Origin of the sequence: Sphingobacterium spiritivorum ATCC 33861 (assembly GCF_000143765.1) — a bacterium.
GTDB classification, from domain to species: domain Bacteria; phylum Bacteroidota; class Bacteroidia; order Sphingobacteriales; family Sphingobacteriaceae; genus Sphingobacterium; species Sphingobacterium spiritivorum.
In genome coordinates, this window is the sequence record NZ_GL379776.1 from 125,892 (window position 1) to 139,735 (window position 13,844).

Sequence of the window (13,844 nt, forward strand, 5' to 3'; positions counted from 1 at the left end):
TCCTGCAATCAATAGGCAACGTTATGATTATGCCTTGTTTTTACTATTTTAGCGACTGCTAAACCGAAAACAGTATGCGATCTTACCGGACTTTGAGTACACTTTGTTTATTTTTCCTGACCAACCAACTTTTGGCTCAGGAAACAAAACTGACAGACACCGTTCTCAACAGACTTGCTCCGGTACAGATCAATGCTTATTTCGCCAACCAACCTCTTTTATCGCTCACTTCTTCTGCAAAGACGCTGGATTCCCGGCTTATTTCCAGTCAGAATAACAGTACATTTTTGACAGCTATCAATACTGTTCCGGGTATCCGTATGGAAGAGCGTTCGCCGGGCAGTTACCGGTTAGCGATGAGAAGCAGCCTTATCCGATCACCTTTTGGAGTACGAAACATCAAGATATACCTCGATGAATTTCCGTTAACCGATGCCGGAGGCAATACCTACTTTAATCTGGTAGATCCGGCGGCTGTCAGCAGTATACATATACTCAAGGGTCCTGACGGATCTATCTACGGGCCTAACTCAGGCGGGGTGATTACGATTGCTCCGAATGGCTTTGACACAGGCTCCGGCAGTTCTCTGCTGCTACAGGGCGGCTCTTTCGGTTTATTTCAGGAACAACTATCTACAAAGCAGCAGGTCAATCCCCATTACCGTTTTGCAGTGGATCAAAGTTTTACCCGTAGTGACGGGTATCGGCAAAACTCTGCCTTAAATAAAAAAACTATACAGACTGCTCATCAATGGGACTATTCTGATAAAGGGCAGTTAAAAGCGATTGGATTCTATGCAGATCTGGGATACAGAACTCCCGGCGGCCTTACACAAACGCAGTATGATGAAAATCCAAAACTCGCCAGACCTGCAGCAGGACCAAATCCCGGTGCGGCTGATCAAAAGGCTGGAATATACAACAAAACATTTTTTGGAGGTCTTTCTAACCGATACCACATCACGACAAATCTGACACACGTTGTCAGTATATTCGGCAGTCATTCGGACATCAAAAATCCGTTTATTACCAATTACGAAAAGCGTGATGAAAAGAATATGGGCATCCGCACTTACTTTTCTTATGCAGACAACAGCAATCAGCAGTTACATTGGCAAATGCAACTTGGATTGGAAGCACAAAACGGACGGTATAAAATTGATAATTATAATAACAAAGGCGGCGTAGCTACTGATCCGCAGGCTAAGGATGATCTGAAAAATGGCCAGCACTTCTATTTCTTACGCGGTCAGGTACTCGTTGCTCAAAAACTGACCCTTGAAGGTTCACTGGGAATTAATTACAATACTATTTCCTATCAAAATATATTCCCTGTACTTGCTGATAAATGGGAAAAGATTGATTTTAAGAATACCTGGATGCCAAGATTTGCTCTTTCCTACCTTGTCACTCCTCAAATGGCTATACGCAGTTCGGTATCCAAAGGATTATCCGCTCCTACCATTGCAGAGGTTCGTTCTTCGGACAACATAATCAACCGGCAACTGAATCCTGAAACCGGAACGAATTATGAAGCGGGCATCAGATGGGAAACTGCAGACCGGAGAGTTATTGCGGATGTTTCCTACTATTATTACCGGATGGATAATGCTATTATAAGGCAGATCCGGGAAAACGGAGCAGAATACTATCTGAATGCCGGAAAAACCGACCAGAAGGGCTTAGAAGCCTCGCTTTCAGGTTATCTTATTGCTCCGCGTACCTCCGGCTGGGTACAGAGTTTGTCCATAGGAAGCAATCTGACCTATAATGATTATAAATTCAAGGCTTACCAGGTAGGAGAAAACGATTATTCAGGCAACAAACTTACTGCTGTCCCGGACTGGATATGGGTTAATCATGCAAATATTCAGTTTGCACAACACATAGAACTGAATATCATGCACAACTTTACTTCCCGTATCCCGCTGAATGATGCGAATACCGCTTACGGGACTAAATATCATTTATTACAGGCCAAACTTGCGTGGCTCTGCCCGATAAACGGAAAATTACAGGTTCAGTTCTTTGCCGGAGCTGATAATATCCTGGATCAGAAATACAGTCTGGGTAACGATATCAATGCGTTCGGCAATCGCTTTTTTAATGCAGCTCCGGGCAGAAATTATTACGGAGGATTAAAGATCTCTTATTAACTATGCTGTTTTAATCTGAAAAGCCTTATAATCCTGTCGCAAAACAATAATATCAGTGTTACATAAATCAGTTGGGAGAACAGCATTATCTGTTCTTTTGAAATAGTTGTCCATTTTATTTCATACATATACCCTGCTGCAACATAATTAATAACAAGCCCGAATATCGTTCCTGCAAGAAAGAAATATATTCCTTTCATCTTGACCTTCAGGATTTCGGGGGAAGTCATCTCCTGCTTCTCTATCCGGGCCATTACCTGATCTTCAAAATCCGAAAACGGCATTTTCGGAGTACTTTGCCTCATCAGTTGTTGTAAAATATCACGATCCTTTTCCATATTCTACGATTTCATTAGTTTACTTAATATTCCATGTATGCGTTTGCGTGCGCGATGTAAAATAACCTTCGCATTGGACTCTGTCCATCCTGTAATCTGACATACATCTTTTATACTCTCTTCTTCCAGATAAAATAATCTTAAAGCCAGACTTTCATTAACGGGTAAGTGCTGTAAAGCCTCCTCAATCAGCTGAGCCTGCTCTTTCTGCTCCAGTTGCCATAGGGCAGCTTCATCGGACACAGACAACTCATCCTGTCCGGATATGGGCACAAACTCGATCTTGATCCGCCTCAGCCTTGTAAAAGCATGATTAACCACAATTCTGTAGAGCCAGCTGCTGAATTTGGATTTGCCCTGAAAAGATTTCAAGGCATGATAACAGCTCACAAAAGCATCCTGAACAACCTCTTCCGCAACAACCTCACTTTTTACGATGCTGATTGCTACGGAAAAGGCCATATCCTTATATGTTGACAGAAAATATCTGAAAGCCTCACGATCTCCCGCTAGTATTTTATCAATATAAACCTGATCCATCCGGTTTCTTAAGATGGTCTTTTATCCAGGTAATTTGCGACGATCATACCCGCTCCTCCGAAAATTCCTATTATAGCCACAGGAATCGCGTCTGAATGAATTTCGACTTTGGATTCACTAATAATTCCTACAATCAATAAACCTACAGCTGAAGCTACTACTACTACCCCTACTTTAAGCCAGTTAGAGCCTTTGAGTTTATTATTGTAAAAATCGCTCAGATCCATCCCGCGTTCGATCAGTGCCATACGTTCCTTATGTCTGGCCAGCCAGTAGAAATACAGGGATAAAAATGTACTTAAGCAAAATGCTACGATTATAGTAGCTACCATTGTTTCCTTTTCCATAATTTTTTTAGTCTTTGCTCATAAGATGCAGCCCGAATCCAAAAGGTTACATTTTTTTTATTTTTTATTCCTATGTGCGTCTCACATCTCATTATCTTTGGTTCGTATGTCAAAGCAAGACCCTCAGCTTAAAGATTATCATTCGGATTACCATCAATATCTTATTACGGATATTGACATGGATCGAACGGATAGGTACAGCTATTTTCAGGAGATAGACAGCACGACGAATATAGGAATTACTATTGAGGTAGAACACTTGTCTGTAAATGAAGCCAGATTTCGTATTGGGTTCTCCGAAAACGAAGAGACAGTGCTACTGAAATACACAAAACCCGTATTATCTATCTATTGTTCCTGTTCAGAAAAACAAGGTCTCTGCCGACACCAGCAAGCGGTCTTCGCTACTTTTATCCGTCAGGAAGATTGGCTGACTTTCTTTTCTCCGATGCGCTATCAAAAACTTTTGTCCAAAGCAGCTTTGACTTATGGCATTGAGCATGAACAGGCACTGGAAGAGTATTTTGAACTGCGATACACGAATAACACTATTGAAGTATCTATTCTTAACAACCATCTTATTCCACTGGATAACATAGATTTATTTAATAAAGAAACATCAAATCTATCTGGCGATCCTACAGATGCCGGCCGATTGATTATTGTCTTCCGAAAGCATAAATTCTACAAACACTTGCAGGTTCAGCTTTTTGAATCGGAGATAACAAAAAACGGAAAACTTAAAAATCCGGTTAAACCGGTTGATACATCAGAGCGAATCTGGAAATGCAAAGACATTACGGAAAGCAAGTTCTTCACAGCTATTCGTTTATTGGAAAAAAACACACAGGATGCTTCAGATCCTAATCTTCCAAAAGCGCTTGAAGCTGTTGTACATAATCCTTTTCAATTAGAGGTATTTGTACACGATGCTTCCTTATCGGAAAATATACTGGCATCCAGTCTGAATGCCGTACTCCTGAAACAAAGTTCTGTACAAAGTAAACTCCGTATCCATAAAAAAGGATCGTTTCTTTCTGTAGAAGGCGATCTTCTTGTGGGAAGAGAAGAAATCGCACTGAGTGATGTAAACATACAGTTTGATTATTTTGTGCAAGTCAAACATTCTCTTTACTTTATACATGATAAGACAGTAAGGTCTTTGATACAGCTGTTCAAAAACCGTAATAATGCGCTTTGGATTCATACATCCAAATTTGAGTATTTCAAAACACAGATTCTGGATCCGCTTTCTGATCGGGTATCGATAAGCTATCCTGATATTCCGAGAGCCAGCAAGAAACAACTGGATCAACATCTTTACTACACGGATACTGAAGCTATAATTTATCTGGATGAATCCCAGGAATATGTTACACTCACGCCTGTCATGCGCTATGGTGATGTGGAAGTACCTGTACGATCCAAACGGCAGATCTTTGGCATCGATGAATCCGGAAAAAGTTATATTGTAGAACGACAACAGGATCGGGAAACGGCACTGTCAGGTCTGCTGATCCGGCAACATCCTTACTTTGAAGAACAACTGGATGAATCTTTTCTGTATTTCTATCTTCACCGTAAACATTTCCTGAATGAAGACTGGTTTTTAAATGTATTTGAGGAATGGCACAGTCAGGGAATACGGGTCATTGGTTTTGACACCTTAAAGAACAATACTATAAGTCCTTTCAAAGCGAACATCAATATTGAAGTATTAAGCGGAATCAATTGGTTCAATGTAAATGTCAATGTGAGTTTCGGTCGTAAAAAGGCATCAGCCAAAAATCTGGAAAAGGCCGTGCGTAACAAATCCAAATTTGTGGTACTTGATGACGGCACACATGGTATATTACCGGAAGAATGGCTGGAAAAGTTTAAAGAATATTTTCAGGCAGGCGAATGGAATGACGAGGAGCAATTGCTGATTGCAAAGACAAGCTTCAATGATATAGATCGTCTCTTCGAGGCCTCTCAGCTACATGAATCAGCTAAACAAGAAATCGAGCAGTTAAAGAATAAAGCAAAGAATTTCAAAGATTTAAATAAAGTAAATGTCTCTAAACATTTTAACGGAAAATTACGCGGCTACCAACTGGACGGATTGAAGTGGCTCAATTTTCTTGATGATTTCAATTTTGGCGGATGCCTGGCAGATGATATGGGGTTAGGCAAGACTATTCAGATTATTGCTTTTATTCTTTCCCAACGGGATAAGGCCAGTCACAACTGTAACCTGCTTGTGCTTCCGAAGACACTACTGTTTAACTGGCAGCATGAACTGGAAAAATTTGCACCCAGTATACGCTTTCTACTATTGGACGGTACAGACCGCGTCAGAAATACCGCTGATTTTGATCGGTATGAGCTCATACTGATTTCTTATCACACACTGCTAACGGATATCAATTATCTAAAGAAATTCAGGTTTAATTATGTATTTCTGGATGAATCCCAACAGATTAAAAATCCCAATTCTCAGCGCTATAAAGCAGCCTGCCTTTTACAGTCACGTAACCGTATAGTAATGACGGGTACACCGATTGAAAACAGCACTATGGATCTGTATGCGCAGTTATCATTTGCTTCGCCCGGGCTACTTGGCAGTAAAAAGTATTTTAAAGATGTCTTTACTACTCCGATAGATGCATTCAGTGACCGGAAACGTACAGAAATGCTCTATAACAAGATTAATCCTTTTATCCTGAGAAGAACAAAAGCGGAAGTTGCCGGAGAGCTTCCGGAGAAGAATGAACTGGTCATCTACTGTGAGATGAAGCCTGCTCAACGCCGCATCTATGATCTATATGAAAAAGAGTTCAGGGAATTCATATCTGCAACCGAAGGTGATGAGATTCGCAAAAGCCCGATGTACGTTCTGAAAGGGCTGACCAAACTGAGGCAAATCTGTAATTCGACCAAATTATTGAAAACGGAAGATTTAAGTACTGAGGACAATTCAGCTAAGATAGAAACACTTATAGAACAAATCGAAGATAACATTGCCTACCACAAGATTATTGTCTTTTCTCAATTTGTCAGTATGCTGCAGCTTATTCAGAAAGCATTATCCGCAAAAGGTATAGATGCTTCTATGCTGACAGGGAAGACAAAAAACAGAGATCAGGTCGTGCACAACTTTCAACAGCAGGAAGACAACCGGGTATTCCTGATCTCACTCAAAGCTGGTGGTACAGGGCTCAATCTGACAGCAGCCAGCCTTGTATATCTGGTAGATCCATGGTGGAATCCTGCTGTAGAGAATCAGGCCATAGATCGTGCATACCGCATAGGTCAGCAGCAAACGGTTACAGCTGTCCGTCTTATTACCCCAGATACCGTTGAAGAAAAAATGATTAAAATGCAGCAGAGCAAAAATGAACTGGCCTCTGCACTGATCGGAAAAGAAGGAAATCCGCTATTACAAAACTTCACAAAAGAGCAATTGCTCAGCCTGTTGCACTAACTATCAGGCTTTAGCTTCCGAATATTTTGCCTACATTTGCTTATAAAAACAGCCCTTACAATATGATCAAAGCAGTATTTTTTGATATCGACGGTACACTATTAAGTTTCAAAACACATCTCGTTCCCGAGTCTACCGAAAAAGCTATCCGTGAATTACAATCCAGAGGAATTAAAGTAATCATCTCTACGGGTAGATCCATCAACAGCTTAGATCATATCAGATACCTCAATTTTGATGGCTTTATAACATTTAACGGAGGCTATTGCGTCACAAAAGATGATGAAGTGCTGTTTAGAAAACCTATTCCACAGGAAGATATCGAATCTCTGCTCAATTATGCAATGAATAATGAGCCGGTTAGCTTTTCGCTGATGTCTGAAAATGAGATTTCTATCTTCCATGTCACGCCTGATATACAAAAGATGTACGACCAGCTCAATCTGCCCGTACCCATGCAGAGGAACTACGATAACTTTGACAAAGCAACCGTATTGCAGACCAATATCTTTATTCAACCGGAAGCAGAAGAAGACTTTATGCGTACTATAATGCCCAATTCCATAGCTTCCCGCTGGACTCCTCTTTTTGCGGATGTCAATCCTGTCGGCCAAAGTAAAAAGGTAGGTATCGATGTGTTTGTACAACATTTCGGACTTGAACTCCATGAAACGATGTCATTCGGAGACGGAGGCAATGATATTACCATGTTAGCGCATACACATATTGGCGTAGCTATGGGTAATGCTAATCCGGAAGTAAAGGCGATAGCAGATTATATCACGGATGATGTAGACAATAACGGCATCTGGAATGCGCTCAAACATTATGAAATAATCTAAAGCTGTACAGTAAGCGTCGCTTTAAAAGTATTACTGTTGCTATTGAATAAAAGATCATTACGATCCGGATACAGAAATTGTAATCTTTCTCTGAACAGCCTTATACTATCTGTACCCTGCTGATCAGCAATACGGTGATTTACTCTGTTGCTGACTTCCATAATCAGGAGTCTGGCCGAGCCGGATACTTTTATTTTGACCGGATATTTTTCCATGGATGTATATCCGTTATGAATAGCATTCTGTACAAGAGGCATCAAAACAAAAGGATAAATAAGCGCTGCTGTATCTGTATAATCAGACTTAAAGTTAATATACAATTCTTCTGATTTAATATGCTGATACACTAAGCAGTATTCATTCAGACAATCGATTTCATCAATAACAGATACAGGCTGGGAACAGACTCGTGACAAACTGCTCTGCTGAAGTTTTGCAAACCGGATTTGCCAGGATTGATCTTTGTTTTCTATACAGGCGGATGCCCATAAATCCAGAAGCTTCCGGTCTACCTGACATTCTAAAAACGACAATTGATTTTCAATAGCTGACGCCCCGCTGTTACCGGTAGCAGTACGATTCCATAACTTATTAAAAACCGAGGTCATATGATCTGTTATTTTGTTTGGTCAAAATTACTTATTTCTTTTAAAAGAATCTTCAAACAACTCCCTCACCTGATTTATTCATATCTTTTTTCTTAATATTTAGGCAAATAAGAAAATTTTAATTATTTTGAATAAAAGATCACACAAATCGTTATTATATTCAAACCATATTTTAGGACAAAATCGAATTAAACATGAATTTGAACTCCCGTTACGAAAGCATACTTGCTGAAACTGATGTTTCCACGTTGGAAAATTTTGAAACAGAATACACATTTTTACAGCAACCTGAAAACTGGTTCAAAGGCCTGGCTCTATTAGAAAAAAGCATTGCTCACTTCGATCAGAAGAAAGAAGCTGTAGTCAAACTTTATGAGAATCTTTTTCATGACGGGCTGGATTTCCATTCGTCATACTTACTGAATGATGAAGATTACATTTTTTACTGGAACAAGATCAATGAGGTGTTAGAAAATCTGGCTACTCAATGGCCCGAAGCATATGCCCAACTGGCGTTTCAATATCAGGAAGCCCGCAGAAACTTTCAGGACAAAGCCAAAGTAGAAGAATACCTGCTGGCAGCTACTCATCACGGGGCGGCCATAGGAAGGCCTGTATATGCTTATTTCCTGTATTATGACTATCTGACCCGCCAGGATAAAGAAGAAGCTACCCGCATACTGGAAGAAGACAACAGCGAATGGGGTAAATTGTACCGAGGCTATATGTATCTGGATAAAAAAGCATTCGACAGCATCCCTCCTCTTTTTGAAGAATTACAAAAAAGCGCAGATATCAAAATTGTCAAAAATGGCTATATTCTGGAGGCCTGCTGCTATGAATGGCAGGGAAATCCGGAAAAAGCCAAAGAAATATTCAAGTATTGCATGGAGAACTATTTTTCGGCCTATGCAATGACCCGATATGCTTTAATTAACTATGAAAACAGCCCGGAAGAATCCATGAATCTGCTGGAACAGGCATCGGTAAGAGGAAATAGAGATGCTATGAATAATTTAGGGCACCTGGCATTTCCTAAAGAGCAGTCTCCAAAAGAAGAATATGAAAAATCATTAAAATGGTTTACTGTAGGCGAGTTGTACGGCAATGCATTTTCAACGTACCGTCTTGCATTGATATATCTTTATGTTGAAGCCTACAAAAATACTACAAAAGGCCTCGAATATCTGGATCAGGCGTGTGAGCAGAAGCTAGCGGATGCTTTGGTAGAGAAGGCTGAAATATACCTGGAGGATCAAATCGTCCCCAAAGATGTAATAAATGCCCGGTTATATTTTGAAAGAGCCACAGAAGCAAACCAAAACCCTTATGCTTATTACCGTCTTGGGTATCTTTATGAACTTGGACTGACAGAAGCAGGTACATCTGAACCACAAAAAGCCCTTTCTTATTATGAAAAAGCTGCTGAACTGAATCATTTCTACGGAAATAGCAATGCCGGCAGAATGCACCGTTATGGTATAGGAACAGAAGTTGACAATGAAAAAGCCAGAAAATATTTTGAAAAAGGATTGGAACAGGGTAATCCATACTGTATAACCGAGCTTGCTTTCATGTATGAAGATGGCACACTTGACAAAGATTACGGGAAAGCTTTTGAACTATTCACTCTCGCTTCAGAAACCAATGGAGGATATGGATACGCCTGCTATATAAGAGGTCAGTATCTGGAATTTGGTTACCATACAAACGGTGAGACTGACCAGCAAGAGGCAGTACGCATGTATGAAAAAGGAGCTGAATTGCAGGAGATCAATTGTATCTACGAAATGGGACGTTGTTACCGGTACGGAATTGTACATGAACAGAATCCGGATCTTGCTGTTGCATACTTTCAGAAAGCTGCCGATGCAGGACTTCCTAAAGGAATGGTCGAATTGGCGATGTGCTATGATTATGAATTTGGAGTCAGTTTTGATGCACAGAAAACATTTGACCTTATGAAAGAGGCTGCAGAAATGAACTATCCGTTTGCGCAATACAAGACAGGCTCATACCTGATGCACGGCAGTCTGGGCGAACCTATATTGGCTGATACGGAACAAGCCCTCATGTGGCTTAATAAAGCCAAAGAAAACAATCAGCCTTATGCTTTCCTTGAACTGGGAGATTATTATCTATATGATTATGATCAGCTCAATGAATATGAGAAGGCATTGTCCCTATACCTGGAAGCTTATAACAATTATGAAGTCATATCTGATGGACTCGGTATTTGTTATGAATACGGACTCGGCACAGAAGCTAACGCTTCTGAAGCATTTAAATACTATGAAATAGCCGCCAACAAAAACAACAAAAATGCGATGTACAGACTTGGTAAATGCTACTTGAGCGGTACAGGTACCCGTAAAAATGAAAGTCAGGCGTATCATTGGTTTGCTACGGCGGCTAATTACGGTGATATCCCTTCTCAATTTAATGCAGGTCTGTTACTGTTGAAAGGAAATGGCGTTGCCGTGAATAAAGAAGAAGGTATTAAACTGATCCGCCAGGCTGCAGAACAAAACCATGCTGCTGCACAATTCGAACTGGGCAACTGTTACCTGATGGGTGACGGTGTGGAAGAAAGCGAAGAGCAGACCATGTACTGGTATGAGCTGGCAGCAGAAAACGGGCACGAAAAAGCCGAAAAAATAGTTAGAAAGTCAAAAAGATAATTCATGGAAAAAAAAGAGTCATATATTTTCCAGGTCAATCTGAAAGGGATGATTTCGCTCCTTTCAGAACACCTGTACAGTAATCCGAATACTTTTGTGCGTGAATTACTCCAGAATGCAGTAGATGCGATCACAGCATTTCAAAATCTGGACGAATCGCATCAGGGAAAAATCACGGTCCGTCTGGAAGACAAAAAGATGATATTCGAGGATAACGGCATCGGACTGACTGAAGCCGAAATTCATAAGTTTATCGCCGTGATCGGAGAGAGTTCCAAAAGAGACAGCATCGATGCTCAGGATTTTATCGGAAAATTTGGTATTGGTCTCCTTTCTTGTTTTGTGGTCAGTAATGAGATCGTACTGGAAACCCGCTCTGCTATGAGCGAACAGGCGATTCGCTGGACCGGACACGCAAACGGAACGTATGAGATTGAACATATCGCTGAACCAAGAGCCATTGGAACACGCGTACTGTTGACACCGAAAAAGGAATGGATGCATCTTTTTGCTTTTTCCTCTCTGGAACAAAATCTCAGCTACTACGGGGACCTGCTCCCTATCCCTATAACCTGCATAGAAGACGATCAGGAATTACTGATCAATCCTGCTGCCGGAAAATGGATGGAACATGATATCAGCAAAGAGGATTTGCTCGAAATAGGAAAGAAAACCTTTCATACCAACTTTATTGATGCTTTCCGTATCGAAGCTCCCTCAGGAGGAGTAAAGGCGATAGCTTATATCCTGCCTCATAAAGCACAGTTTTCGAATCGGCAGCAACACAAATTGTATCTCAAAAGAATGTTTTTGAGTGATGACGACTGCAGGCTGTTACCGCGATGGGCATTTTTCATCCGTTGTATTATCAACAGCAATCAGTTGCAGGCTACAGCATCACGTGAATCATTAATGGCAAATGAAAGCCTGAAAGCAACTCAAAAAGAAATAGCTGAAGCGATCAAAGACTACCTCCGGAATATACGGACAATAGATAATAAGGTGTATAACGGTCTGATCAATACTCATTATCTGCATATCAAGGCCATAGCCGCAGAAGATAATGATATGCTCCGGGTATTTCTGGATGACCTGCCTTTTGAGACAAATAAAGGATTCCGGAACTTTAAGAATATCAAAAATTATCAGGATTGTATTTATTATACACCCAACATTGATGATTTCAAGCAAATGCGCAGAATTGCAGAGTCACAGGGAATACTGGTGATCAATGCAGCCTATACTTTTGAGGAAGAACTGTTGAAAAAAGCACAGTACATAGATACATCGATTCAGGTAAAAGAGATAACACCCCAAGATATCATGGCGCGTTTCCGGGATTTATCACCCGAACAGGAAATAGCCTATGTAACTTTTATAGATAAGGCTAATGATGTATTGAAGCCTCAAAACTGTGAGGTGCTGATAAAAGCTTATGCACCGGAAGATATTCCGGCACTTTATATCACCGGAACGGATGCAATCAAGTCGTCATCAGTCAAAAAATCAGCAGCGAATCCGCTAAATGATATCTTAGGCTCTTTCGCCGCCAAAAAGATTGAAAATAAACCCTTATTGTGTCTTAACGGTAATAATAAGCTGATTGCTAATCTTCTCTCCCTGAAAGACGATTATATGATCCGGTCTATTGTTCATATCCTGTATGTACAATCCCTACTTCTTGGTAAATATCCGGTCAGCGATACCGAGATGACATTATTCAACGAAGCCATTAATGACATGTTGGTCATGGGCATTGACAATTTTTTAAATATTTAGCAGACTACAGCATGATCTACACATTAGAAATACAAAAACTCTTAAATAAAGCATCTTACCTGGATGATAAGAATAAAGATAAGATTAAATACTTTTTACAGGCCATCCAGCTCGCAGATGATAATCAGGATATTGAATGGGCATATGAACTACGGATGCAGCTGATGGACATCGAATGGGAACATACTGACCGGAAGAACTTCCTGCCTACATTCAGCTGGCTGCTCAACGCCTATGATGCTTCTCCTGATGAGTATGATGTCGAAGAATTGCTCTGGAAATACAAATGGATCATAAGTGAAGTACAATCCAATCCTGAAATCAGCCTTGCACATATGAATAATATTATGGAAGATTTCAAAAGAAGATCTGAACTGGAAGGATATAATCTGCGAGCTTATCATTCCAAACTATTGCATGAAGCAGCAGAACAGATGGATGTGGAAAAGAGTCTATATCTGCAAAGCCAGATCAATCTCTTTCCCCGTGACGGAATCAGTGATTGTCAGGCTTGTGAACTAGACAGTGAAGTATTGACGTTATTGCAGGATAATAATTTTGAGGAAGGTCTGAATAAAGCTCAGCCTATCCTTCAGGAACAGTATACATGTGCACGTGTTCCGCTTGTAACACGTGTCAATATTGCTTACCATGCCCTGATAAACGGTCAGCATGATATTGCACAGCAATACCTGGATCGTGTGATACAGGAATTATCGGAGCGGGAAGAAGATACTTATCTCATTAGTTCATTGGGAGATTTTATGCCTGTCATCTTTGCCTTAAAACCCGAATCAGCCTGGAACTATGTAGAACAATTTATTCCATGGACATTGGATACGGATAAGAGCACAAGGTTTTTCTTTGCAAGAGGAATGGCAGAAGCGTTATCTCAAAAACAAGGAGGAGAAACCGTAACACTGAATATTCCTCCTTCGCACGCTTTATACCGTCCGGAAAACACTTATACGGTAGATGAGATTTATACTTACTATCTGGATAAAGCAAAGTTACTGGCAAAGCAGTTTGACCTTCGCAATGAGAATAACAATTTCACGAAACAGATAAAAACCAGATAACACAAAAA

General features: G+C 40.4%; 10 protein-coding genes. 6 read left to right on the forward strand and 4 right to left on the reverse strand.

Features of this window, described 5'->3' with window-relative positions; translation table 11 throughout:
* Nucleotides 1-74 precede the first annotated feature (74 nt).
* Complete coding sequence (locus tag HMPREF0766_RS19555; protein WP_003001318.1) at nt 75-2,156, forward strand: TonB-dependent receptor; 2,082 nt, start codon at nt 75-77, stop codon at nt 2,154-2,156.
* Here the strand turns inward: HMPREF0766_RS19555 and HMPREF0766_RS19560 are convergent.
* From HMPREF0766_RS19560 to HMPREF0766_RS19570, 3 genes are read right to left on the reverse strand one after another with little or no spacing between them, the layout of a single operon-like run.
* Nucleotides 2,153-2,494, reverse strand: a complete 342-nt coding sequence (locus HMPREF0766_RS19560; RefSeq protein WP_003001321.1) for a hypothetical protein — start codon at nt 2,492-2,494, stop codon at nt 2,153-2,155. The two genes, HMPREF0766_RS19555 and HMPREF0766_RS19560, sit on opposite strands and share 4 nt — an antisense overlap.
* 3 nt (nt 2,495-2,497) lie before the next feature.
* Complete coding sequence (locus HMPREF0766_RS19565) at nt 2,498-3,034, reverse strand: RNA polymerase sigma factor (RefSeq protein ID WP_003001325.1); 537 nt, start codon at nt 3,032-3,034, stop codon at nt 2,498-2,500.
* Nucleotides 3,035-3,042: 8 nt separating this feature from the next.
* Nucleotides 3,043-3,381 (reverse strand): DUF6249 domain-containing protein, encoded by a 339-nt coding sequence (locus HMPREF0766_RS19570; RefSeq protein ID WP_003001327.1) that lies wholly within the window; start codon nt 3,379-3,381, stop codon nt 3,043-3,045.
* Nucleotides 3,382-3,487: 106 nt separating this feature from the next.
* On the opposite strand from HMPREF0766_RS19570, the gene HMPREF0766_RS19575 reads away from it, so the two are divergent.
* Together HMPREF0766_RS19575 and HMPREF0766_RS19580 are read left to right on the forward strand one after the other, a co-directional pair.
* Nucleotides 3,488-6,847 (forward strand): DEAD/DEAH box helicase, encoded by a 3,360-nt coding sequence (locus tag HMPREF0766_RS19575; protein ID WP_003001329.1) that lies wholly within the window; start codon nt 3,488-3,490, stop codon nt 6,845-6,847.
* Nucleotides 6,848-6,909: 62 nt separating this feature from the next.
* Nucleotides 6,910-7,689 (forward strand): Cof-type HAD-IIB family hydrolase, encoded by a 780-nt coding sequence (locus HMPREF0766_RS19580; protein ID WP_003001331.1) that lies wholly within the window; start codon nt 6,910-6,912, stop codon nt 7,687-7,689.
* Here the strand turns inward: HMPREF0766_RS19580 and HMPREF0766_RS19585 are convergent.
* The gene (locus HMPREF0766_RS19585) at nt 7,686-8,297 is read right to left on the reverse strand and encodes a LytS family sensor histidine kinase (protein WP_003001333.1); all 612 of its coding nucleotides are present in this window, start codon (nt 8,295-8,297) and stop codon (nt 7,686-7,688) included. The two genes, HMPREF0766_RS19580 and HMPREF0766_RS19585, sit on opposite strands and share 4 nt — an antisense overlap.
* A gap of 194 nt (nt 8,298-8,491) precedes the next feature.
* Here HMPREF0766_RS19585 and HMPREF0766_RS19590 point away from each other — a divergent pair, with 194 nt between their 5' ends.
* From HMPREF0766_RS19590 to HMPREF0766_RS19600, 3 genes are read left to right on the forward strand one after another with little or no spacing between them, the layout of a single operon-like run.
* Nucleotides 8,492-10,978, forward strand: coding sequence for a tetratricopeptide repeat protein (locus HMPREF0766_RS19590; RefSeq protein WP_003001335.1), 2,487 nt, complete (start codon nt 8,492-8,494; stop codon nt 10,976-10,978).
* Between the two features lie 3 nt (nt 10,979-10,981).
* On the forward strand, nt 10,982-12,757 hold the full coding sequence (locus HMPREF0766_RS19595; RefSeq protein WP_003001337.1) for an HSP90 family protein: 1,776 nt from the start codon (nt 10,982-10,984) through the stop codon (nt 12,755-12,757).
* 11 nt (nt 12,758-12,768) lie between these two features.
* On the forward strand, nt 12,769-13,836 hold the full coding sequence (locus HMPREF0766_RS19600; RefSeq protein ID WP_003001339.1) for a hypothetical protein: 1,068 nt from the start codon (nt 12,769-12,771) through the stop codon (nt 13,834-13,836).
* The last annotated feature ends 8 nt before the right edge of the window (nt 13,837-13,844 follow it).

Coding starts and splice junctions, on each gene's coding strand:
- HMPREF0766_RS19555 (WP_003001318.1), top strand. CDS start 75: ATGCGATCTTACCGGACTTTGAGTACACTTTGTTTATTTTTCCTGACC.
- HMPREF0766_RS19560 (WP_003001321.1), bottom strand. CDS start 2,494: ATGGAAAAGGATCGTGATATTTTACAACAACTGATGAGGCAAAGTACT.
- HMPREF0766_RS19565 (WP_003001325.1), bottom strand. CDS start 3,034: ATGGATCAGGTTTATATTGATAAAATACTAGCGGGAGATCGTGAGGCT.
- HMPREF0766_RS19570 (WP_003001327.1), bottom strand. CDS start 3,381: ATGGAAAAGGAAACAATGGTAGCTACTATAATCGTAGCATTTTGCTTA.
- HMPREF0766_RS19575 (WP_003001329.1), top strand. CDS start 3,488: ATGTCAAAGCAAGACCCTCAGCTTAAAGATTATCATTCGGATTACCAT.
- HMPREF0766_RS19580 (WP_003001331.1), top strand. CDS start 6,910: ATGATCAAAGCAGTATTTTTTGATATCGACGGTACACTATTAAGTTTC.
- HMPREF0766_RS19585 (WP_003001333.1), bottom strand. CDS start 8,297: ATGACCTCGGTTTTTAATAAGTTATGGAATCGTACTGCTACCGGTAAC.
- HMPREF0766_RS19590 (WP_003001335.1), top strand. CDS start 8,492: ATGAATTTGAACTCCCGTTACGAAAGCATACTTGCTGAAACTGATGTT.
- HMPREF0766_RS19595 (WP_003001337.1), top strand. CDS start 10,982: ATGGAAAAAAAAGAGTCATATATTTTCCAGGTCAATCTGAAAGGGATG.
- HMPREF0766_RS19600 (WP_003001339.1), top strand. CDS start 12,769: ATGATCTACACATTAGAAATACAAAAACTCTTAAATAAAGCATCTTAC.